Origin of the sequence: Erwinia sp. V71 (genome assembly GCF_965644245.1) — a bacterium.
Taxonomy (GTDB): Bacteria; Pseudomonadota; Gammaproteobacteria; order Enterobacterales; family Enterobacteriaceae; genus Erwinia.
Map to the genome: position 1 here is coordinate 26,999 of NZ_CBFFRK010000019.1, position 23,328 is coordinate 50,326.

Genomic DNA, 23,328 nt, shown 5'->3' on the forward strand with positions numbered 1-23,328 from the left:
TCACGCATGTATTATGGCCTTGATATGGGCGGCACGAAAATCGCCCTCGGCATTTATGACAGTCAGCGCCAGCCGGTGTGGAGTACGCGTGTGCCGACGCCGCGCGATGATTATTCCCGGCTGCTGGCGACGCTGGAGCAACTGGTGCATGAGGCGGATCGCCGCACCGGACAGCAGGGCACTGTCGGTATCGGCGTGCCGGGATTGCCGGTGCCGGATGATGGCACGTTGTTCAGCGCTAATGTGCCCGCGGCGCGTGGCAGAACTTTGCAGGCGGATCTCGCGCAACGCTTGCAGCGTGAAGTCCGTATCGATAACGATGCCAACTGTTTTGCGCTTTCTGAAGCCTGGGACGATGAGTTTCAGGCATACCCGGTGGTGTTTGGCCTGATCCTCGGCACCGGAGTGGGCGGCGGGCTGATTGTCGATGGCAAACCGGTGACCGGGCGCAATTACATTACCGGCGAGCTGGGGCATCTGCGTCTGCCGGTCGATGTACTTGATATCCTCGGGCGCGATTTTCCTTTGCCACAATGCGGCTGCGGCAAACGCGGTTGTATTGAAACCCTGCTCTCCGGCACCGGTTTTGCCTGGTTATGGCACTATGACACGCAGCAGACGCTCAGTGCGCCCGAGATTATCACCCGCTATTATCAGGGCGATAAGCTGGCGCAGGCACATACTGAACGTTACTGCGAGCTGTTAGCTGCCTGTCTGGGCAGCCTGCTGACGCTGGTGGATCCGCATCTGGTGGTGCTGGGCGGAGGATTATCCAATTTTGCTGCATTGTATGACGGGCTGGAACAGCGGGTGGCGAAGTACCTGTTACCGGTTGCCAGAACACCGCGTTTCGCGCAGGCCCGTCATGGCGATGCCGGAGGAACGCGCGGCGCCGCGTTCCTTCATCTCAGGTAACTAAAGGAGCTTGTATGCGCACACCCCGTCGCCGACTGCGACTCGCCCGCTACCGCAAGAACCGACGCAAGATCCACCAGCGGTTTCGTCAGCGTATTTTTGAACGTGACCGCAGCGCTGAGCTGCTGGCGCACCCGCTGCCGCATGTGGTGGTGCTGACCGGGGCAGGGATTTCCGCTGAATCAGGGATTCGTACTTTCCGTGCCAGTGATGGTTTGTGGGAGGAACACAAGGTCGAGGATGTGGCGACGCCGGAAGGCTTTGCCCGCGATCCGGAACGGGTGCAGGCGTTTTATAATGCGCGGCGGCGTCAGCTGCAGCAGCCGGAGATCCAGCCGAATGCGGCGCATAAGGCGCTGGCGGAGCTGGAATCGGTGCTGGGCGATAACTTTCTGCTGGTGACGCAGAATATCGATAACCTGCATGAGCGTGCGGGCAGTGAGCGGGTGCTGCATATGCACGGCGAGCTGCTGAAGGTGCGTTGCCCCGACAGCGGGCAGGTGCTGGCCTGGACGGAGGATGTGACGCCAGGCGATCGTTGCCACTGCTGCCAGTTCCCGCAGCGTCTGCGGCCACATGTGGTGTGGTTTGGCGAGATGCCTCTGGGGATGGATGAGATTTATCAGGCGCTGGCGGAAGCAGATTACTTTATTGCCATTGGCACCTCCGGCCATGTCTATCCGGCAGCGGGTTTTGTGCATGAAGCACGCCTGCAGGGCGCGCATACCGTGGAACTGAACCTGGAACCGAGTCAGGTGGGCAGTGAGTTTGCCGAGAAGAAGTATGGTTTAGCCAGTGAAGTGGTGCCGCTGTATGTGCGCACGTTTTTGCTGGGGTTGTATAAGTAATCACGGTGGCGGGTTTCTCCTTCAGTCAGTGATTCCAGACTGATTAGAAACCTCTGGCGGTGTCGCTGTGACACCGAGCCTGTACAGGGAACACGGTCAGCTCCGGAAAGACGCAATACCTGTCATCCATGACGGCTCGGCCCGCGCCGTCCATGGCGCGGGCCACTTTCCTGCGCTGACCGTGTTCCCTGCGTCTTAAATTTATGCGTTGCTGCAAGGTTTCAGGTGCATCGTGCCCTGGGTTTATACCTTACAGACAGATTCAGTGCGTCTTAAATTTGTCAGCCGTTTGACATGACTGACGTTTCCGTCGGAAATCGCTTAACGACCCGCTTTTAACTTCTGGAACAGCGTCTCATACTGCACGCTGGCATCGCCCACATCGTCCTGCCATTCGCCGTTTTTAATCACTTCATCACTCGGATAGAGCGAGGGATCACCCGATACCGCTTTCGGCAGCCGCTTTTTCGCCGCCAGATTTGGCGTCGGATAGCCAATGGTTTCTGCCACCTGTGCGGCAATCTCCGGACGCAGCAGGAAGTTAATCAGCTTCAGTGCGCCGTCGACGTTTTTCGCATTCGCCGGAATGGCGAGGCTGTCCATCCAGAAGATGCCGCCTTCCTGCGGCCAGATCACCTGCAGCGGCGTACCGGCCTGGCGCGCCACCCATGCTGAGCCGTTCCACACCATGCCGATATTCACTTCACCTTCCATATACGGATTACCGGGGTTATCCGAGTTAAAGGTCAGTACGTTTGGCATCAGTTTTTTCAGCTCTTCATAGGCCGCTTCAATCTGTTTTGCATCTCGGGTATTGCCGGAATAACCCAGTTTGCGCAACGCCATCTGGAACACTTCACGCGCGTCATCGGTCAGCAGCAGGCTCGATTTATACTCCGGATTCCACAGATCAGCCCAGCGCGTGACGTTTTTTGCGTCAATCACATCGCTGTTAATACCAATTGCGGTGGCACCCCAGATATAAGGAATGGAGTAGTCATTATTCGGGTCGAACGATTTATTCAGCAGTACCGGATCCAGATTGTGGAAATTCGTCAGCTTACTTTTATCAATTTTCTGAATCATGCCTTCGTTGCGCATTTTGGCAACAAAGTAAGTGGAAGGGACAACCAGATCGTATGCGCCATCTTTATAGGTTTTCAGTTTGGCGTACATGCTTTCATTGGATTCATAGGTGGAATAGATCACCTTAATACCGGTCTCTTTGGTGAACTGCTCGAGCAGTCCTGGCGGCACATACTCTGTCCAGTTGTAGAAATAGAGCGTTTTGCTGTCATCAGCCTGCGCGCTATGCATGCCCATCACCAGTGCACCCGCTGCCAGCCAGCGTGACCATTTCTTCATTATCTGTCCTCCCAAAGGTGGCTGCGCCCTGTCAGGCATAGCCGGTTAGCAATGGCGGGGATTATAAGTCAGGGGGGGCAGGGGTCAAGCCTGCGACTTGCTGCAGGGAAGGGCACTGCAGTCAATACTGGTACGATCAGGCGGGAGTATTGCCCGGTCCAGGAACTGCTTTATTACCTCCGAAGAGGTTACCGCTCAAGACGAGTTAAACTCTCATAGTGCCCGAACTCAGGAAAATGATCGTAATTGCCTGATATATCGCTTGTCATTTCGCTTTCCGTCAACAAATAGGGATCAATACGTTCTTCTCTGCTAAGGAAGGTGCGATTTAATCATTCAAAGTTCTGTTCATGACTACAATGATTGCCGTTCATCTATCGTTTTCAGTGTTTTGGGCGGTTCTTTGTTCATTTACCATACGATGACAGGACGAAAAAATGGTTCCCATCGAATTAATCGCACCTTCCCTAAGAATCTGAAATAATCCCCCATCACGGTGTATCCATTATATCCGACAGGATAATCCTCACCAGGATAGCTTCCTTCAACACCATAATAGAGATAAAATCCTTTAACAGAGGGAATATTATGTTCTCTGATGTGATGTTCATGGCCTGAACGCGCACCTATCCAGCATGCGACGTCCTGCTCATTCCGCATATGACTAAATTGTGTGGCAGAGTAAAGATCGAGAATGGTTTTCCCTTTCTTATTTGGCGGATAAGCAGTGAATATCTGCGACTCTTCCCATAAGTAATCCGTCAGCTGATCCAGCAAACACTCCGTATCGGCGATGGACAGCAGCGCATCGGGTAAATTGCCAAAGCAGTTGTTGACCATCACGGCGATTCGCCCTCGTTTGTCCATCGCAAACCAGGTAATAATGCGACCAAATTCAGGCGTCCAGTTTTTATTTAATATGTCCATCCTATCTTCCGATATCACTGTGCATCGGATGCCAGCCACTACCTTCTTTCGCGCTATAGCGTACGTTTTGCAGTGGTATGCGTTTCCACTGGCCATTGCTGTCCTGCACGATTTCGCTGGCAATTGCGCGGCACTGGTAATGCAACGTATCCGCCTCTAGCCGGAATTCATATTTTTTGTCTTTTTCCGGAATAAAACGGGTGGTAATCAGGCAGGTATATTTACTTTCGACATAGACATTTTCGATAGCGGTTTCCACACCAGGAACGACGGGGGTTTCATAGTAATCTATATTGTATTTTTCACCGGCTACTTTCGGCATGCCACGATCCTGAGTATGTTGTAAAACCCATTCGCTGGCGCGAATTAAGCCTCCGGTACGTTTACCATTTAATGTCTGGTAGATGCTGGTTTGTTCTGTGTTGTCGATGATACGCACCCATGAAGAATGAGCATCTTGTAACGGTGGAGAGTAAAAATTATTGTTAGGGAAAAATGCGCAACCCGTTTGCGTAAATACGAAAATAACAGAGACTGGAAAAAGAGAAAGTTTCATAATGTGACCTTGCTCATAGTAAATAATCCCGACCGGGGTCGGGATTGCATTTTTTTAGCTTATATGCTTATAAAATTCTCTTGTGGAAGCAATAATGCCCTCTATTTCATTATGGGGTAGTATAGTTTCCTGCACATCCAGGTTGTCGAGATTTTCCCACTGGTATCCGTCATGGTCATTTCCCGATAAATAGCTGGTTTTTGCCGCGAGAATACGTAATTCCATATTATGACCCACGGCGAAAGCATAACACATGTTGTTTTCCAGGTTATAAGTCGACGCCTGGTAGCGATAATCCGTGACAAAGTCATCTGGAACATCTGCATCAGGATTCAATAATTCAGGCAACATTTTATTTAGCATGGTTGTAAAAGCTGTGTGTTTATCAGCTGTGAACAACGCCTTGTCCTCAACAATGGTTACGAGTGCACTATCCTCAGACAGACAGCTGATATCACCGTCAAGTGTAGCCACACTTGCATTATCAGGGAACAGCTTCCCATTAATAATGAAATGAAAAAGGCCATTATTATAGCCAGCATCTTCGCTCCATGCTGAGACGGGTTCCATCAGAATAGCGAAGTTGTTTGGATCACCGAATACCATGATTACCATCCTTTTTTCGGTAAGTTGAGCTGCTTTTTAACATCTGATGGTATCGTATTTTTATTCAATGGCGCAGATTTATCCCCGGTGCTGCCCGACCAGTGCCATGTTCCATCGTTGGTATTCGTAAACTGGTGCACGTTTCCGTCGGCATCTTTGGCATAACGTTTTTTCCCGCTCTCCATTGATGAACCAAACAGCTCTAATGAGTTCCGGGGTTCAGTCCCCGCTTTGAAACTGTAACCTTGTTGTCCCGCTGTATGTTTAGGGTTTGATTTATAACTTAAACCATTTTGCGCTGTTGTGGCTGTTGCTGTCGGAAGTGCGCTGCTGCTTCCCTTACCCGCATTAACTTTAGCGCCTTTTCCTCCACTCGCTCTGCCAACGCCGCCTATCGCGCTGGCTGCGATACTGGCGATAGTTTCAGCCTGTTCGCGATTAAGGCCCCACCTGGCCATGATAATTTCTGATACGTGGTTGCTTGCCACCACACCATCAACGTCGATCTGTTGGGCCCAAATCGCCGAAAGGTCATAACTCATTGCCCAGGGAATATCTTCGCCCATCGCGCGGTTAAGTGCTTCCTTAACCGCCATACTGTTCGCGAGCACACTGCCGTATTTTGCCTGGCAGCTATCCGGGTCATTAGCGCAATCGTTGACCAGTTGCTCCTGCTGAGCAATGCTGAGCTGCTGATATTTCTTCATTATTGGGCTGCAATCGCCGCCCTGAGCCTGGCAGGCTTTCACTTCAGCTACCCAGTCATCAATCTGCTTCACGGTCAGATAGTTATTATCCACCGCATTCTTGCCAGCATCATGCCCGGTTACCGCTCCGGCAGAAGAATCACTTGCCACGCCGCCCGCCAGCATTGCTGCAAGCGATGACAGATTGCTGATTTTACTCTTATCACCAGCCGATAAGTCGGCCGTAGCAGTATCAGGGAAGAGATAGTCTTTGATAGCTCGTGCTGCCAGCTCACCGGCAGCTGCACCAACGGCTCCCGCAGTGGCATTCCCACCAGACAGTTCGGCGATCACGCCGCCAAGTACCGCATGACCAATAGCATTCGCCGCAATTTGTCCCGCGGTAGGGTTTTCATCAAAACCGACTGTCAGGTCTTTAACCACACTTGCCATATAAGGCGCAGCACCCTGAGCCAGCGCTTTAGCTGGGTCGCCTCCTGCGAGTGCGGTAATGGCGGCGGCGGCGGCGCGGATACCTTTTTCCAGATCGCCACCCGCTTTATACTGCTCGCTGATATCTTTATAAGCCGCAGTGCTCTGCACGCGATCCCAGTACTCTTTACGTGTCTCTTTCGTCTCATCCCACGCACCAGCGGCTTCAATGCCCGCGCTGTTGGCCATAATCTGGCCCTGGGTGAGGGTGATATCCACGCCCTGATTAACCACTTCGCCAATCAGACGCAGCTGGCTCAGACGCAGCTGTTCCTTCGCTTTATCGAAGATCGGACTGATGCTCTGGTTAGCATGCTCGACATCGCGGCTCAGTTCGCTGATATCCTGCTGCTGATTGTCCTGATCGCGGATAATCAGTGTGGCTGGTGACACGGCGGCATACGTGGTGCCCGAGGCATTACCATCACTGCCATCTGCAGCAAGGCCATTTGCCGCCAGGTTCATCGCCGCGTTTTTCAGCAGGTCGCTGGAACCCAGACCACCGGTACTGATACCCACGCTGCTGTGCGACACCTCAAACTCAGCATTGTTTTCGATATTGCTGAAGCCCAGTGTGCCGGTATCGAGGCGGTTTTTATCCTCGCTGGCGGTACTGCCAATCACGGCGCCATCCAGCTGCGTGTGGTTGCCGACGGTGATATCGAAACCACCGTCACCGGCGAAGATTCCGGTCTGCTCCTGCACGCTGTTGTAGGTGCTGTGGATCTTATCTTTGGCGACGCTGGCGCTGACGCTGCCGGTCATGCTGCCAAAGGTGAAGCTGGCGCCTGCGGAGCTGTTCTGCTGCTTCGAGTCGTAGTTGTTGACGTCCTGCTCACTCTGCAGCGTCAGGTTGCGGCCAACATTCGCCACCACCTGATCGGCGCTCAGCTGTGCGCCGCGCAGGGTGGTGTCACGTCCGCTGTTTACCGTCAGCTTATTACCGGCGTCGATGGTGGTTTCGGTATGGGTCAGACCTTCGCCATTCTCTTTGCCGGAGCCTTTATTGGCGTTGGCGAAAACGCTGATCCCCCAGCCGCCCTGGCCGGCACCGATACTGACGCCCACGCCACCGCCGCTGCTGCTGTTTTTACCAGTCTGCAGCTGAGTATTCTGCGCCGACAGCAGGTTGATATCGCGATTGGCTGACAGCAGCACATCGTTGCCCGCTTTCAGCTGGCTGCCGCCGATGGTCAGATCGCCATCGTCGCCATTCTCTGAACCGGTTGCCACCAGACTGATATTGTTGCCTGCCTGCACGGTACTGCCGGATGCTGACACTTCTTCGCTGTGGCTTTCGCTCTTCGACTTCGAGGTGCTCAGCGACAGGCTAATGCCGATGGCGTTCTGGTCCGCGGTATTCTGCGAAGCCAGTACCGCCGCCTGCGCGGCCTGCACGCCCGCCAGACCGGTTTTCAGCTTCTGCAGAGACGCCATACGGCCATCCTGCTGCTCATCCGCTGCTTTCGCGGTGGTGTAGGCGGTGTTCAGCGCGCTGCCGATGGCGCCTGACAATGCCAGTGTCAGACCGGCCTGCTTACGCTCATAGGTGGTATCGGTGGTGCTCTGATTATTTGCGGCATCAATGGCGATATTGTTTGCCACCATATTGATGTCGTTACCGGCGATCACATCCGAACCCTGTACCGCGATATTGTTGCCCGCCACCAGGCTGGTATCGCCATCCACGCTGCCCAGCGTGCTGTTGTTCTGCGTCAGCGCCGAGGTATCAGAGGTCGACTTCTCTTTAATTGAACCGACAAAGAAGCCAATCCCGCCGCTGCTCATCAGGCCGGATTTGGTGGTTTTCTTCATCGACCAGCTTTCGCGGCTCTCTTCCGCGGCGGTGACATTGAGATCGTTACCGGCACGCAGCGCCAGATCCTGATCGGCGGCCACATCGCTGCCGGTAATATTCAGGTTGTGTCCGGCGGTGACGGAAATGTTCTCGCCACCGAGGCTGCTGCCATTCGCCAGTGTGGCATCGTAACCGGCGCGGGTGGTGGTGGTGGATTTCGACAGGAAGCCGGAACCTTTCACCTTCGAGTTCATATCGAGATATTCCTGGCTGCTGGCGCTGCCAAGGTTGATATCGTTGGTTGCTGTCAGGGCCAGTTGCTGATCGGCATTCAGTTTCGCCGCCTGAGCAGAGATATTGTTGCCCGCCGCCAGCGTGATGTTGCCGTCACTGGTGACTTCGCTGCCCTGTACCTGATTCAGCGTCTGTGTGACATGGTTGTCTTTATCCCATACCACTTTGTCGCTGCTGCCGGTGGTGACGGTGGTCATATTGATATCGCGGTTAGCGACGATCTGCGTCTGGCTGTTTTCGCCGGAGCTGACCAGCTGTGCGGCCTGCAGATTGACATCACGACCCGCCTGCAGCAGCAGTTTGCCGTCATCACCCTGCACATACATGCCCGCGACGCGGTCGATATTGTCGCGGCTGAAGCTGTTGCTGCCGTTCTCGCTTTCGGCGTGATTGGTCTCGCTGGCGACGGTGATATCGCGTCCCGCATCCACCAGCAGTGTGTCGGTAGCACGTACCGTGCCGCCCGTGTTGATCACATCATTGGTCGCCTGCAGCGAGACAGATTTACCGGCAATGGTGCCGCCGACATTGATGATGTCATCACCGGAGACGCTGACCAGCTGAGTGGCGCTGATACGACCACTGTTCAGCATACCGCCGCTGACACCGATACTGACGTTCTTACCGGCCAGCAGCGCACCGCTGCCGTCCATATCGCCTTGCTGCACCTGTGCATACACCTGCGGCACCAGCACGCTCTGGGTGGTGCCATCCGGCATCTTCACATCCTGCGCCACCAGCCACACCATATCCTGGGTGATTTGTTTCATCTGTTCGGCGGTCAGCGCCATGCCTGGCACCAGGTTGAATTTCCTGGCAAAACTGACGCCTGCTTCCATCAGGCCTTTATACTGCTCTTCATCGCTGGTGTAGTCGGCGAGATAGCGCTGGCCGACCAGCTCGATAATCTGCTCGCGGACCAGGCGCTGCTCGTAGAAACCGTCGCCAAGACGTTTCTGGGTGATTGACGGGTCGGTCTGTAGCTGGCTCAGCATATAGTCGGAACTCAGCCAGGTTTGCTGATTGGTAAAGCGCGGATCGGTTTCGATCAGATAACTGCTGCTGGCGTCTGGCAGGGTAGTGAACAGGCTGCCGGTTGGCAGTGAAGTGTCCGGCGTCATCGAACGAATCACGTCGGTGTCCTGACCGGCTACTTCCACCCGCTGTGAGGCGTAATCCGCCAGCGCAGGCGCGCTGCCAGTGGCCTGGGTATTGGCCTGCATCACGCTCGGACTGAGGCTGATCGACTGGATTTCTGTAGGCGGCGTATAGGCTGACGCGCGTGCTTTCTGATCGTCGCTACCTTTGCGGTGGATGCGATCCCACTCAATCACCTGACCGACTTTTTCGGTCAGTTTCTGGCCGCTGACCTCGGTATTGACCAGTTCCGCGACTGTCGTCAGCAGATTGCCACCGGCAATAATCTGGCTCTTGTCGTTCAGCAGTTTATCGCCGGAAAGCGACATCTGACCGCCGGCGATAATTTTCGCCGGATCGCTCTGAGTGATCTGCTCTTCGCTAACGGTTTCGGTATAGCTGTACTGATAGAAGTGGTCGCGGCCGCAGATCACGCCTTCGATACAGATATGGCGCACTTCGTCGTGATAGAAGCTGATGTTGTAGTCATCAGGGCTGTAGTGGACGCCATCATTCAGGTCGACCACCATGTATTCATCTTTCTGCTGCTGCGACAGCTGCACCATGCTGGTGGCGAAGTTGTCGTTGATATTGTTCAGCGCAGTAAAGCTCAGCGCCATATTACCGATCGATTCGATAGTGGCGCTGTGGTTGTTAATTTCACCCGCTTTGCCAGTAGCCAGACCGTCTTCATCGAGGCTGCCGCCGATGGCCATATCGCCATCACTGTAGATCAGCGAGTGGGTGCTGTTGTTCAGGGTGCCCGCGCCAATATCCAGATGCTGACGTGCCGCGATGGTGGCGCTGCTGCCGTTTTCCGCCAGGTTATTCAGCGTTGCGGCGCTGATCGCCAGCCCATCGCCATAAATACGGCCGGTGCCGATATTGCTGAGCGTACTGGCATTGATGCGGGTGAGCACGCCGTCGATCAGGCCACGGTTGGTCAGCGTATTGCTGGCATTCAGTGTGGTCTGCTGGGCGCTCAGTTCACCATTCGCCTGGTTATCGATGGTGGCAGCCTGCACGTCCAGCTTGCCGCCTGCGCCGAGCAGCGCCGTGTTAATCAGGCTGTTGCCGACGTTCAGTGTCAGGTCGCCATTCGCCAGTGTTTTATTGTTGTTGCTGAAGCTGTCGGCGAAGCTGAGATCCATATCACCCAGTGACAGGATTTCGCCGCTGCCGTTAATCTCACGACCACGGAAGGTGAGCTGCTGACCGGCGACCAGACGTCCACCCTCATTGCTGATACGCAGGTCGCTGCTGCTGGCCGCGGCGCGGGCGAGGGTGCTGCTGCTTTGCTGGTCGAGTGTCAGCTGTTTGTTGGCGGAGATCTGCCCCTGGTTGTTGTTCAGTACCGGCGTGGCAATCGCCAGATCGCTGGCGGCGGCCAGGGTACCGCCCTGGTTATTCAGTTCCCCGCTGACCGCGAGATCCAGCGAGCCTGCGCCCGCCGCCATAATCGTGCCGCCCTGGTTATTCAGGCTGGCGGTCTGCACGCTGAAGGTGGTGGCATTAGCTGCAATGCGGCCATTCTGGTTATCGATGCTGTCACTGCTGAGTTGCAGATCGCTGTCGCCGCTTTGCAGCAGCTGGCCGTCGCGGTTGCTGATTTCTGGCGTGCTGACCTGCAGGGCATTGGCGTTAATTACCCCACGGTCATTACTCAATTTGCCTGCCGCAGAGAGTTGCAGATCGCCACTTGCCAGCAGTTGTGCATCATCGGTAATGATATCGCTGCTGCTGGTCAGGGTGGCGTGATGCGCGGCAGTGTCGCTGCCGCTCAGGTCAATCTGACTGGCGCTGGCAGTCAGATTGCCGCCCGCCAGTGCCTGACCGTGGCTGGAAAGTTTGCCGTCGCTGGTCAGTGTCAGGTTGCCGCTATCCGCCAGTGTGCCATCGGTTTTCATCCCGGCGGCGACGGCCGCGCCTTTGCTGTTGCGAATGGTGGCGGCACGCACGCTGGTGTTGCCTTTGGCGGCGATCAGGCCAGTGTTACTGACTTCGTCGCTGGCGCTGGTGCTCTGATCGCGCTGGGCGAACAGGGTGCCGCTGTTGTCGACCTTATTGCCGCCCAGCAGCAGATCCTGGCCTGCATTTACCGTACCGCTGTTGACGATATCGCCATTGGCGTTAATGGTGATATTGCCCGCCTGAGTGCCGAGTGTGCCGCTGTTGGTGACGCCGACCCCTTGTTCGGTCGCCACTAGGCGGATTTTACCGGCATACATGCCGCCCAGCTGGGCAACGTCGATGGCCAGCGTTGGTTTGACATCACTGCTGTCACTGTCTGCTGCGCTGCTGGCGGTCGCCGTGCTGTTATCGGCGGAGACCTCGTTTTTCCCGGTGGTGACGGTGACATCTTTCGCCCAGATGCCGGCATTCACTTTAACGGTGCGGGCGATCAGGTCGGTGTAGTCCTGGCGGCTGCTGTCCATGCCTGCGCCTTCCACGACGATCTCACCGTTGTCGACGGTGTAGCCACGCAGTTCACCATTAGCCATCTTCGGTGTCCCGGTGGTCAGGGTGGCGCGGTTGGCATTAATAAAGCCGCAGCCGTCACAGCTGATCCCCGCCGGGTTGGCGATGACCACCTGCGCCTTACGGCCTGCCACTTCGACATAACCATTCAGTTTGCTCGGGTCACGCGAGTTGACCTCGTTCAGAATAATTTTGGCCTCGCCTTTTGCCAGCCACGGGTTACCCGCCACCCAGCCACCCAGTTGCGTCTGCACCTGTTTATGGGAGTTATTGAGGATGGCGCCTTTGTTATCGACGTCAAACTGAGTGTATTTGTTATGGGAGACGCCGCCCGCGCTGGGTGTCTGGATATTGACCTGTGGCGTACCGTTGGCGCTTTGCATCACGTTTGGCTGCTGGCCTGACGGTGCACTCTTGTCAGCGACAATGCCTGCCGCCAGCGTCTGTGGTGCGAGGGTGACCAGACCAAGTGCGGTCATGGTCAGGAAGGCTCCGGGTTTCATCCGGCCTATCAGCTGGCTCAGCGTGTGGCCAACACCGGTTGCACCGCTTTTACCCTGGCCGCGGTTGATTTCGGACACCACCATTAACAGGCCGCGAGCCTTGTTGAAAATAACGCGATAGAGGTTATTATTCACGAAAAGTTATCCCTGCAAAAAGTGATGTTAAGCAACCAGCGGCGTGTTCTGCTGCCAGAGTCTGAATTGTTGCTGTGTGACGTTATCGCCACGGAACTGCAATACCCGTTGCCCGCGTTCCGCCCCTTTGTGGTACAGCGCGCGGCCGCACAGATGGGGAAACAGCGTGCCACCGACAATGCGGCGAAATGCCTGCTGGTCACCGAACGGCGCGACCCAGTCGCGGAACCACAGACGGTCGCCACTGGTCCAGTCCTGCGGTTGCACCAGAATGCCGGGGCCGGTGAGGTAACGTTCTTCCGCTTCTGCATCCATCCACGCCCAGCTGAGGAAAAACAGCGGCTTGTCATCGCGGCTGGCGATCACAAACTGCTGATGTTTGATGGCGGGCAGCAGCAGCGTCGGCAGGACACTGAGCGGAATATCGCGGTGCTGCGCGGAATGCATCCACAGCCAGGTCGCTGCACCCAGCGCTTCCGCTTCACTGAATTTGCCGCCGAGGAGCGGGGCGGTTAACTGATAGCCATTAACAGGAATCTTCATCACGCGCCTCCTTAGTACTGCCAGCTGAGGTTAAAGCCGAGGGTCACCGGGCTGGTTTTAAAGCCGTCCGGTTTGGAGAAGGGCACACCGACAAACAGGTCATAGCCGGTGTTAAAGGCGTTGCCGCGCAGGCCGAGCACGCCACCCGCCAGATGTTTCCCGGCAAGGTAATCACGTGTGCCGTCGACTTCGCCGTAGTCAGCACCGAGGTACAGCTCCTGGTTTGGCAGTGGCGTGCGCCATGCGAGGTCGTTACGCACAAACCAGCCGTGATCGGCGGTCAGGGTGCGCTCACCATCGAAGCCGCGTACCGTCCAGCGGTTACCAATCGACAGCTGATCCTGCGGCGTCAGTTTGGTGTGGCTGATCTGGCGCAGATACTGCACGTTGTAGCGGAAGGCCTGGTTGCCCAGCGTAAACGGCATATCCAGCTGGGCATTCAGCTGAATGATTTTCGCCAGTGCGGTGCCTTCATCGAAATACTCTTCCTGCGCCGGGATGGCACCAAACCAGCGGGTGCCACGCTGATAGCTGACGGCGGCATCCAGGGTGGTGGCGCCGAAGTAGTGGCGATGCTGCAGGCCCAGACGCCAGGCGCTGGTTTTACGCCGCTGCACATCGACTTCCGTATCGTTGACGTAATTCTTCGCTTCACGCGTCAGAATTTCATAACTCATCGAGGTTTTCTGACTGCCGCTGCGGTACAGCACACGGCTCAGCTGGACGTTAAGGTTTTTGCTGTTGCCGCTGTAGTTGTAGTCTTCATACGCGCCGGCCACGTTCTGGTTGTAGTCGTATCCGCTGGCGGTCACGCCTGCCATCCAGTAACCGAACGGCACGGAGTAATGCAGCATGTAGCTTTTGCTGCCTTTTTCGCTGCCGGATTCAAGATCATGGTTGCCGGAGATGTAGAACAGATCGCTGAGTGAGAAAGGATTATCGACATACAGCGTCATGCCGCCCTGGTAACGACCGGTAGTCTCCGTACCGGAGTCATCCAGGGTGGCGCCCAGACGCCACATTTTTTCCTGTTTCCAGGTAACATCAATATCGCTCTCACCCGGCTGTGCACCTGGCACAATCGCCATTTCTGCCTGCACGGTCGGCACGCGCTGCAGGTTTTCCAGCCCCTGCTCGATATCACGCAGATCCAGCAGCTCACCTTCGCGTGCGGGCAGGGCACTCCATAGCTGTACGTAATGGTCACTCTCTTTGGTCAGTTTGATCTGGCGGGTTTTTCCCGGGATCAGCGTGATATGCAGGGTGCCGGTTTTCAGGTTTTGTGGCGGCGCCATCACGCGTGCGGTGACATAGCCGTGGTCGATCAGACGGTTCTGCAGTGCGCTCATCAGCAGGTTCACGCCCTGTGCGCCCAGGCACTGGCCTTTACCCTGATCGGCAAGCTGCTGTAGCGGAATACGCAGCCAGGACGGGAAGTCATCTTTGCCGGTCAGGATAATGTGATACAGCTTAAAGCACTGCTGCTCCTGCGGAAATTGCAGTCGGGTGAAGAAAGAAGAAGGTGGCTGCAAACGCACATCAGGCGTTTGTGGCGCTAATTGCTGTTGCATCGCGCGCTGGCGATCCTGCTGATTGATATTCAGCTGTTCATCAACACGATCCGGCGCGGCAAGGGCGGCCAGATTATTATCGGCCGCGCGGCTGGCTGCTGAGGTGGCCAATAAAATAAATAACGCAAGCTGGCTGAGACGCACAGGTTGATATCCGTCAGAGAATGACGCATTCCGTGGCATGATTAATTACCCTGATTATTGATATGTTATTGGTACTGTTTCAGGCCATATACGTTAACAATTTACTTGCTAAGATTTGTCTTAAACTTACCGTTTCTTTACATTATTGAGACGGGAATGTACTAAAAATGCGAGGGAAGAGGGACGGTGTGGTTGATGGATGTTTAGGTTATTTTGTTGATATATAGGTATTTTATTTTTAAATTTTGATGCGCCACACCACAATTAGCAGAATATTCCGAATATTGACAATAGCATTTGTTTAGAGATTCTTAACAAATTTCAGCTTTTGTCAGGTCACGTTCAGAAACATTATTAAATACTTGTGATTAGCACAGGGCCAGTTCTGATTAATAAGGCGCAGAACGGCAAAACTGGCGGGAATAAAAAGATGCGGGGGCATTAATACGCCCCCGTAATAGATTAGCGCCGCGTTTTATCGCGCAATAATAACTGGCTGGCGGCCACCATAAATAATGACAGCAGCATTAAGATAGTTGCCAGCGCGTTCACTTCCGGCGATACGCCTACTTTCACCATCGAGTAGATTTTCAGCGGCAGAATTTCATAGCCCGGCCTGGTGACGAACGACGAAACCACCACGTCATCCATCGACAGGGTAAAGCTCAGTAACCAGCCCGCTGCCACTGCTGGCATTGCCAGCGGCAGAATGATTTTACGCAAAATGGTAAATTCACTGGCGCCCAGATCTTTCGCCGCCTCCAGCATACGAACATCAAAACCTTTCAGCCGGGAAAAGACCGTAATCACCACAAACGGCAGGCAAAAAGTAATATGGGAAAACAGCAGGGACCAGAATCCCAGCGAAATGCCCAGCAGCATAAACAGCACCAGCAGTGAAATCGCCATCACAATATCCGGCGACATCATCACCACAAACAGCATGCCGCCGACAAACGGCTTACCGCGAAAACGGTAGCGATACAGCGCCACGGCGGTCAGCGAACCGATCAGTGTGGCGAAGGTGGCGGACAACACGCCCATGGTCAGCGAGTGTTTCGCGGCCTCGATCAGGCTGTCGTTATTCACCAGCAATGCATACCATTGGGTACTGAATCCCTGCCAGTTAATGCCAAAGCGTGACTGATTAAAGGAGTTAATAATCAGAATGCCAATGGGAATATACAACCAGGCATAGATGACGGTCATAAAGCCGCCGCGTAACCAGCGTGCGATCATTCCGGCACCACCTTATTATTCAGCAGGCGCGCGGCGCGCCAGTAAATCAGCAGCATCAGCCCCATAATCAGCGTCAGTACCACGCTGGTGGCGGCACCGAACGGCCAGTCGCGGATATTGAGGAACTGGCTCTTGATCACGTTACCAATCAGCAGATTTTTCGCCCCGCCCATCAGATCAGAGACAAAGAACAGCCCCATCGCAGGCAGCAGCACCAGCAGGCAGCCCGCGACAATCCCCGGCATGGTCAGCGGCAGAATAATGCGGGTAAAGGTTTGCAGTTTGCCTGCGCCGAGATCGCGTGCCGCTTCCAGCAGCGGTTTATCCAGTTTTTCCAGGCTGGAGTAAAGCGGCATCACCATAAACGGCAGCAGAATATAGACCAGGCCGAGGATCACTGCTTCAGAGGTATACATAATGCTGAACGGCTTATCGATCAACCCGATACTGAGCAGGAAGTCATTCAGCCAGCCACGGGTGCTGAGAAAGATTTTCAGGCCGTAGATACGGATCAGTGAGTTGGTCCAGAACGGGACAATCAGCAGAAAAAGCATCAGCGGACGCAGGCGGGCAGGCAGTAATGTCAGACACCACGCAAAAGGATAACCGAGCAGCAGGCAGCACAGGGTGGCGATTAACGCCATATTGAGCGAGTGCAGCAGTACGCCGGCATACAGCGGGTCGGCCAGCCGGGTGTAGTTGTCGAGAGTGAACACCAGTGTGACGAAACTGGCGTCATCGCGCGTCAGGAAGCTGGTGGCGAAAATCATCAGGTTGGGCAGAAAAACAAACAGCACCAGCCAGCTGACGATGGTCAGGATCACCACTTTCTGAAAGCGTTTACGCGTCGTTTTCATCTTTTAACACCACTTCCCAGCTTTCCACCCAGTTCACCGCCATCTTCTGATTGAGCGAGTGATCGAAATCAGGATCGTCCTCGTTAAAGAATTCGCTGACTGTGACCAGTTTCCCGTTTTCCAGCTCAACGGTGGATTCCAGCGTCATCCCTTTATAGTTGCGCTCGCGGATATAGCCGATCAGCCCGTCGACCGCGTTATCGTCGTTGATTTCGTCGACACGCAAATCCTCCGGACGCAGCAGCACGTGCAGCCGCTCGCCCGGCTGTACCGCAAACGGCGCCTGGATGTCACACTCGCGGCCTTCAACCCGGGCGCGGATGCGCTGGTTATCCAGCGGGGCAATCACCTCGGCGTCAAACACATTGATTTCACCGATAAAACGCGCGACAAACAAATTGCGCGGTTCTTCATAGATTTCGCGCGGTGTGCCATCCTGTTCGATACGGCCATCGCGCATCACCACGATGCGGTCTGACATGGTCAGCGCTTCTTCCTGGTCGTGGGTGACGAAGATAAAGGTGATGCCAAGTTTGCGCTGCAGTGCCTTCAGTTCATTCTGCATCTGTTTGCGCAGTTTGTAATCCAGCGCGGACAGCGATTCATCCAGCAGCAGCACTTTTGGCCGGTTGACCACCGCGCGGGCAATCGCCACACGTTGTTGCTGGCCGCCGGAGAGCTGATGCGGACGGCGCTGGGCAAAGGCCTCCAGCTGCACCATCGCCAGTGCGTCACTGACGCGGCTGGTGATCTCTGCCGCTGGCGTTTTCTGCATGCGCAGGCCGAAGGCGACATTTTCAAACACCGTCATATGGGGAAACAGCGCGTAGCTCTGAAAGACGGTATTGACGTGGCGCTGCTCGGCCGGGGTTGAGGTGATAGTTTCGCCATCCAGCGTGATTTCGCCGCGGTCAGCGTCTTCGAGTCCGGCAATCAGACGCAGAATCGTCGTTTTGCCGCAGCCTGACGGGCCGAGCAGGGTGATAAACTCACCATGGTTAATGGTCAGATTGAAATTGCTGATAATTTCCTTGCCGTCGAACGCCTTGCTGATGGCGGAAAGCGTGACCAGCGGTTTACACGTATGTGTTTGCATCATGTTCGCTGCCTGAGTAAAAGGGCCAGGTTTTAAAATGGGCTGCGATGATACATGAAAAATCTTCAGGCTGCCCGGTTAAAGCGGAGAACGGTGGGGATTTGCCCGTATTTGCGGCGAAACCACCGCAGGCTATGACTTTACGCAATACTTTGCCCGCAAATTGTGCCCATACTTAACGCAGACATTCAGAGGGACGACAAATGGACAGATTACTTGAACGTTTTTTAAGCTACGTTGCCGTTGATACACAATCCAAAAGTCATGCTCGTCATGTACCCAGCACCGAAGGACAGTGGCGGCTGGCTAAACAACTGCAAAATGAGTTAGTTGAGCTCGGTTTTCTGCAGGTCACGCTTGATGAACATTGTTGCGTGATGGGACGCCTGCCCGCCACGGTGGCCTGGAAGACGCCGGTCATCGGTTTCATCTCGCATATGGATACATCCCCTGATTTTACCGCGAAGAATGTTAATCCGCAGATTGTAGAAAATTATCGCGGTGGTGATATTGCGCTGGGTAGCGGAGAAGAGATTTTGTCACCGGTGATGTTTCCGGTGCTGCATCAGTTAAGCGGCCATACGCTGATCACCACCGATGGCAAAACGCTGCTTGGCGCCGATGATAAGGCCGGTATTGCGGAGATTATGACGGCAATGGCGCGTCTGATTCACAATAAACTGCCGCACGGCGAGATTCGTGTTGCCTTTACACCGGATGAGGAGATTGGCAAGGGTGCGGCGCATTTTGATGTGAAGGCATTCGGTGCGGACTGGGCTTATACCATGGATGGCAGCGGTCTTGGCGAATTTGAGTTTGAGAATTTCAATGCGGCGTCCGCGACGGTCAAAATCACCGGGAATAATGTGCATCCCGGCACCGCAAAAAATGTGATGGTGAATGCGCTGGAACTGGCGCAGCGTTTTCAGCAGGAGTTGCCGCCGCTTGAGGTGCCAGAGCATACCTCCGGCTATGAAGGTTTTTATCATCTGCATCAGTCGAAAGGGACGGTGGAACGCGCCGAACTGCACTATATCGTGCGCGATTTCGATGCTGACAGCTTTGCCGCGCGTAAGCAGACGCTGCTGGATATCGCGAAACGGCTGAATCATGGTCTGCCGCAGAACTGTGCGGTCGAGGTGGTGATTGAAGACAGCTATTACAATATGCGCAAGAAAGTGGAAGCACATCCGCACATTATTGAACTGGCGCTGCAGGCGATGCGTGACTGTGATATTGAGCCGGAAGTGAAACCGATTCGTGGCGGCACCGACGGTGCGGCGCTGTCCTATATGGGACTGCCTTGCCCGAATATCTTCACTGGTGGCTATAACTATCACGGCAAGCATGAGTTTGCATCGCTGGATAATATGGAGAAAGCGGTGGAAGTGATTGTGCGCATTGCTGAGCTGGCGGCGGAGAAGCGGTAACAAAAAATGCCAGCCTGTGAGGGCTGGCATTGTAGTGCGTCGGAAGCAGAGAAATGTCGCTTTTAGCCCGGTGGTTGAGTGGGTGGCGCTTTGGCTTCCGTGTCTGCACAGGAAACACGCTCAGCTCCGGAAAGACGCAAAACGCGTCATCCCTGACGGCTCGGCCCGCGCCGTCCATGGCGCGGGACGCTTTCCTCCGCTGACCGTGTTCCCTGTGCTTTGGGCTTACTGGTCGCTGTTGATGCTGTACGACTTTGAGTCTGGCAGTATACGGGGGCTTTACTGTGCCCCCGTACGGAACTTATTCGTCGCCAAAATACCAGTAGCCGCTGTTGACCAGTGCCGCCAGCTGGGCGAGGAATGACGGGTCGTTCAGCGCATCGCCAAAGGTTTCAGCACCCAGCGTCAGCTGATTAGCCAGCGCCGACAGCGCCTGCTGGTGGACACTCTCCAGCTGTTCGCCGTTGATAAATACCGCATTGCCAATGCTCAGCACGCGCAAACCACCCAGGCGTGTCAGTTTATCGCCCTGTTGCAGCGCATCATAAATCTCATCTGGCTGGTAAGGCGGTTCCGGCGGCGCAATATCCAGTTCATGGCGCGACTGAGAGATAAACTCGCCAAACCACTGGTTGAAGTGCTCTGGCTGGTTAATCAGGTCCAGCATCATCTGACGAATGCCGTCAACTTCCTGCGGCAGGATCTCCGCCGGGCGATCACGTGATGGCACATCCGGGTCGCTGAAGCGGTAGCTGCCCAGCTCATTTTGCAGTACGGAGTCGGCAAAACCGCTGATCAGTTCGCGTCCGCTTGGCGCACGGAAACCGACTGAGTAGTTGAGTGCGTTTTCCAGCGAATACCCTTCGTGCGGGAATCCTGGCGGAATATAGAGAATATCGCCCGGTTCCAGCTCTTCGTCGATAATCGCCTCAAAGGGCTCAACCTGGAGCAGGTCCGGGCACGGGCAGTGTTGTTTCAGCGGGCGTTTTTCGCCGACACGCCAGCGGCGACGGCCGGTGCCCTGCACAATAAACACGTCGTACTGGTCAAAGTGCGGGCCTACGCCACCGCCGGGCACCGAGAAGGAGATCATTAAATCATCGATACGCCAGTCCGGCAGGAAACGGAACGGACGCATCAGCGCGGCGGAAGCTTCATGCCAGTGATCAACCGCCTGTACCAGAATAGACCAGTTGCTTTCGCCTAAATGGTCGTAGCTTTCAAACGGGCCGTGACTGACCTGCCATTTGCCATCCTGATGGCTGACTAAGCGGCTGTCGACCTCATTTTCCATCGCCAGCCCCGCCAGTTCGTCGGGAGAAATAGGGTCGACAAAGTTTTTAAAGCCGCGTTTCAGCACTACCGGGCGTTTCTGCCAGTAGCGCTGGATAAAATCGGGCCAGTTAAGATCAAGCTGATAATCCATACAAGGTTCCAGTTCAGGCGATAATTTGCAGGAAGTATATACCTTCGCACTGCAAGTTGCAGCGGGGGAGGTTACTCGCCGTTATGCAGCAACTCCTGGCGCTGAAAAACTACCTCCATCCGCGCGCCACCCAGTTCGCTGGTGTCGGTCAGGATATCGCCGTCATACTGTTCGAGGATATCGCGCGCCACCGCCAGTCCCAGTCCCTGACCCGGGCGCATGGTGTCAGCGCGCTGACCGCGGACAAAGATCAAATCGCGTTTGCTCTCCGGAATGCCAGGACCATCATCACAGACAATCAGATGCAGGGTGTTATCGCTCTGACGCGCGGAGATTTCGACAAATTCCAGGCAATATTTGCAGGCGTTATCGAGAATATTACCCATCACTTCCATAAAATCCGTGGGATCGCCGACAAAGGTGATTTCCGGCGAAATATCCAGTGTCAGCACCACGCCTTTACGCTGATACACTTTATTCAGCGCGGAACAGAGGCTGTCGAGCAGTGCCGGGACGGAGTGCAGTTCACGTTTTAGCGGATTATGGTCGGCCTGCATGCTGGCGCGATGCAGGTAGTAGCCAATTTGCTGTGAGATCCGGCTGATCTGCTCCAGCATCAGCGGCTCCGCCTGCTCGATGGAGTAGGTTTTGCTGCCGCGCAGTGAGCGCAGCGTGCTCTGCAGCACTGACAGCGGCGTTTTCAGGCTGTGTGCCAGGTCAGACAGGGTAGTACGGTAACGGGTATAGCGCTGGCGTTCATTATCCAGCAGCAGGTTGAGGTTGCGCACCAGGCTGCGTAATTCTTGTGGCGGATACGGGTCAAGCGTCTCGCGCGCGCCGGTTTCCAGTTCCCGCACCTGGCTTGCCAGTTCGCCAATCGGCCGCAGACTCCAGTGCGCCGCCAGCCACAGCAGCGGGATCACCAGCAGCAGGTTTACCAGCAGCACATAGTTAAACCATACCCAGACCATATCCGACTGCTGTAACTCCTGAGGGATGGAGTCGACAACGACTATCGTCAGCGCAGGCAGGTTAGTAGTGGCCTCGTAGCGGTTGACGGCCACGGAGTGCGTAAAGGAAGCATTGCCATCATCATCATAGGCATGCAGTTTGCTCTGGGCATCGGTGTTATTGCCCAGCGCTTCGCGGCTGGTGCTGTTATTGGTGTCGATTTCGTAGAAATCAGGTTTACGCAGCCATTCGGCGCGGATCTTGTTGCGGATTTCGGGCACATCACGCTGCTGCCACAGCAGGCGACCGCGTTCATCGTAAATAAATACCAGTGTAGGGAAATTGAGTGTCATCCGCTCAGGTTGTGCAATGGTCAGTTTGCCGTCCTGCCACTGGGCAAGGGTAAAAAACAGGTTGCTCTCGCCGCGCATCACGCGATACGTGTTTTTATCGAAACTGACCACATAGCCGACGACGGCGACCATGCCATAGGAAAGTGACAGCACCAGCACCACTGCCGCAGTAGCCAGTAAGAAGCGTGCGCGCAGGGAATAGGGCAGGAGACGTCTTAGCAGTGACATGGGCTCAGAGATCGAAACGATAACCCTGCGCGCGGACTGTCGTGATCACGTCTTTCGGGTATTCCGCGAGAATTTTCTTACGCAAACGTCCCATCAGCACATCAATGGTATGACTTTCGCGCAGTTCGGCATCCGGGTACAGCTGCAGCATCAGCGAATCTTTACTGACAACTTTGCCGTTATTACGGATCAGGGTTTCAATAATGGTGTATTCGAAGGCGGTCAGCTTGATTTGCTGCTCATTGATCGTCAGTTCACGCCGGGAAAGGTCAATCTGAAACGGCGGCAGCGTGATGATTTGCGACGCCAGTCCGCTGTTGCGGCGCATTAACGCCTGCATGCGCGCCACCACTTCTTCAATATGGAACGGTTTCGTGACGTAGTCATCGGCACCCGCTTCCAGCGCTTCGACTTTCGCCTGCCAGCCATCACGTGCGGTCAGCACCAGAATCGGCTGTTTCGCTTCCTGGCTGCGCCAGCGGCGGATCAGGCTCATCCCGTCTTCATCCGGCAGACCGAGATCGACCAGTGCGATATCCGGGGTATGTTCGGTGAGAAAATAGTCCGCTTCTTTTGCGCCTTCAGCAGCATCGACCTGATGCCCCATATCGCGCAGTTGCACCGCGAGGTGGTGGCGCAACAGAGCATTGTCTTCAACAACTAACACGCGCATAAGCTTTTCCTTTATCCCGAGCAGAGCAGAACGAATAATTCACAGTAAATACTACGCTGAGTATAGGTTAAAGCAGC

16 protein-coding genes are annotated in these 23,328 nt (G+C 55.0%); 3 read left to right on the top strand and 13 right to left on the bottom strand.

Annotation, left to right across the window (positions count from 1 at the left end; genetic code table 11):
* Positions 1-6: 6 nt before the first annotated feature.
* Both nagK and cobB read left to right on the top strand, forming a co-directional pair.
* Positions 7-915, top strand: coding sequence for an N-acetylglucosamine kinase (gene nagK, locus ACSZO1_RS06820; protein WP_437610818.1), 909 nt, complete (start codon positions 7-9; stop codon positions 913-915).
* A gap of 14 nt (positions 916-929) precedes the next feature.
* The gene (cobB, locus tag ACSZO1_RS06825) at positions 930-1,763 is read left to right on the top strand and encodes a Sir2 family NAD+-dependent deacetylase (RefSeq protein ID WP_437610820.1); all 834 of its coding nucleotides are present in this window, start codon (positions 930-932) and stop codon (positions 1,761-1,763) included.
* A 321-nt stretch (positions 1,764-2,084) separates the two neighbouring features.
* Here the strand turns inward: cobB and potD are convergent, their stop codons facing one another.
* The 10 genes from potD to potA all read right to left on the bottom strand — a co-directional run bounded on the left by potD (position 2,085) and on the right by potA (position 18,193).
* Positions 2,085-3,128 (bottom strand): spermidine/putrescine ABC transporter substrate-binding protein PotD, encoded by a 1,044-nt coding sequence (gene potD / locus ACSZO1_RS06830; RefSeq protein WP_437610822.1) that lies wholly within the window; start codon positions 3,126-3,128, stop codon positions 2,085-2,087.
* 411 nt (positions 3,129-3,539) lie between these two features.
* A complete protein-coding gene (locus ACSZO1_RS06835; protein ID WP_437610824.1) occupies positions 3,540-4,055 on the bottom strand; it encodes a hypothetical protein in 516 nt (171 codons plus the stop codon).
* A gap of 1 nt (position 4,056) precedes the next feature.
* Complete coding sequence (locus tag ACSZO1_RS06840) at positions 4,057-4,611, bottom strand: hypothetical protein (RefSeq protein ID WP_437610826.1); 555 nt, start codon at positions 4,609-4,611, stop codon at positions 4,057-4,059.
* A gap of 54 nt (positions 4,612-4,665) precedes the next feature.
* Positions 4,666-5,217: an immunity 42 family protein gene (locus ACSZO1_RS06845; protein WP_437610828.1), complete on the bottom strand. Its 552-nt coding sequence runs from the start codon at positions 5,215-5,217 to the stop codon at positions 4,666-4,668.
* Positions 5,218-5,219: 2 nt separating this feature from the next.
* Positions 5,220-12,740: a hemagglutinin repeat-containing protein gene (locus tag ACSZO1_RS06850; protein ID WP_437610830.1), complete on the bottom strand. Its 7,521-nt coding sequence runs from the start codon at positions 12,738-12,740 to the stop codon at positions 5,220-5,222.
* Positions 12,741-12,767: 27 nt separating this feature from the next.
* On the bottom strand, positions 12,768-13,283 hold the full coding sequence (locus ACSZO1_RS06855; RefSeq protein ID WP_437610832.1) for a toxin-activating lysine-acyltransferase: 516 nt from the start codon (positions 13,281-13,283) through the stop codon (positions 12,768-12,770).
* A gap of 11 nt (positions 13,284-13,294) precedes the next feature.
* Complete coding sequence (locus tag ACSZO1_RS06860; RefSeq protein WP_437610835.1) at positions 13,295-15,037, bottom strand: ShlB/FhaC/HecB family hemolysin secretion/activation protein; 1,743 nt, start codon at positions 15,035-15,037, stop codon at positions 13,295-13,297.
* 423 nt (positions 15,038-15,460) lie between these two features.
* Positions 15,461-16,237, bottom strand: coding sequence for a spermidine/putrescine ABC transporter permease PotC (gene potC / locus ACSZO1_RS06865; RefSeq protein ID WP_437610837.1), 777 nt, complete (start codon positions 16,235-16,237; stop codon positions 15,461-15,463).
* A complete protein-coding gene (gene potB, locus ACSZO1_RS06870; protein ID WP_437610839.1) occupies positions 16,234-17,094 on the bottom strand; it encodes a spermidine/putrescine ABC transporter permease PotB in 861 nt (286 codons plus the stop codon). Before potB ends, potC begins: the two co-directional genes overlap by 4 nt.
* Entirely contained in the window at positions 17,078-18,193 is a 1,116-nt protein-coding gene (gene potA / locus ACSZO1_RS06875; protein WP_437610841.1) for a spermidine/putrescine ABC transporter ATP-binding protein PotA, read from the bottom strand. Before potA ends, potB begins: the two co-directional genes overlap by 17 nt.
* A 200-nt stretch (positions 18,194-18,393) precedes the next feature.
* Here potA and pepT point away from each other — a divergent pair, with 200 nt between their 5' ends.
* Positions 18,394-19,620 carry a peptidase T gene (gene pepT, locus ACSZO1_RS06880; protein ID WP_437610843.1) on the top strand — a complete coding sequence of 409 codons (1,227 nt, stop codon included), beginning with the start codon at positions 18,394-18,396 and terminating at the stop codon, positions 19,618-19,620.
* Positions 19,621-19,921: 301 nt separating this feature from the next.
* Here pepT and ACSZO1_RS06885 read toward each other — a convergent pair whose 3' ends face one another.
* The 3 genes from ACSZO1_RS06885 to phoP all read right to left on the bottom strand — a co-directional run bounded on the left by ACSZO1_RS06885 (position 19,922) and on the right by phoP (position 23,251).
* Complete coding sequence (locus ACSZO1_RS06885) at positions 19,922-21,046, bottom strand: JmjC domain-containing protein (RefSeq protein ID WP_437610845.1); 1,125 nt, start codon at positions 21,044-21,046, stop codon at positions 19,922-19,924.
* A 71-nt stretch (positions 21,047-21,117) separates the two neighbouring features.
* The gene (phoQ, locus tag ACSZO1_RS06890; protein ID WP_437610847.1) at positions 21,118-22,578 is read right to left on the bottom strand and encodes a two-component system sensor histidine kinase PhoQ; all 1,461 of its coding nucleotides are present in this window, start codon (positions 22,576-22,578) and stop codon (positions 21,118-21,120) included.
* 4 nt (positions 22,579-22,582) lie between these two features.
* On the bottom strand, positions 22,583-23,251 hold the full coding sequence (gene phoP / locus ACSZO1_RS06895) for a two-component system response regulator PhoP (protein WP_437610849.1): 669 nt from the start codon (positions 23,249-23,251) through the stop codon (positions 22,583-22,585).
* Between the last annotated feature and the right edge of the window lie 77 nt (positions 23,252-23,328).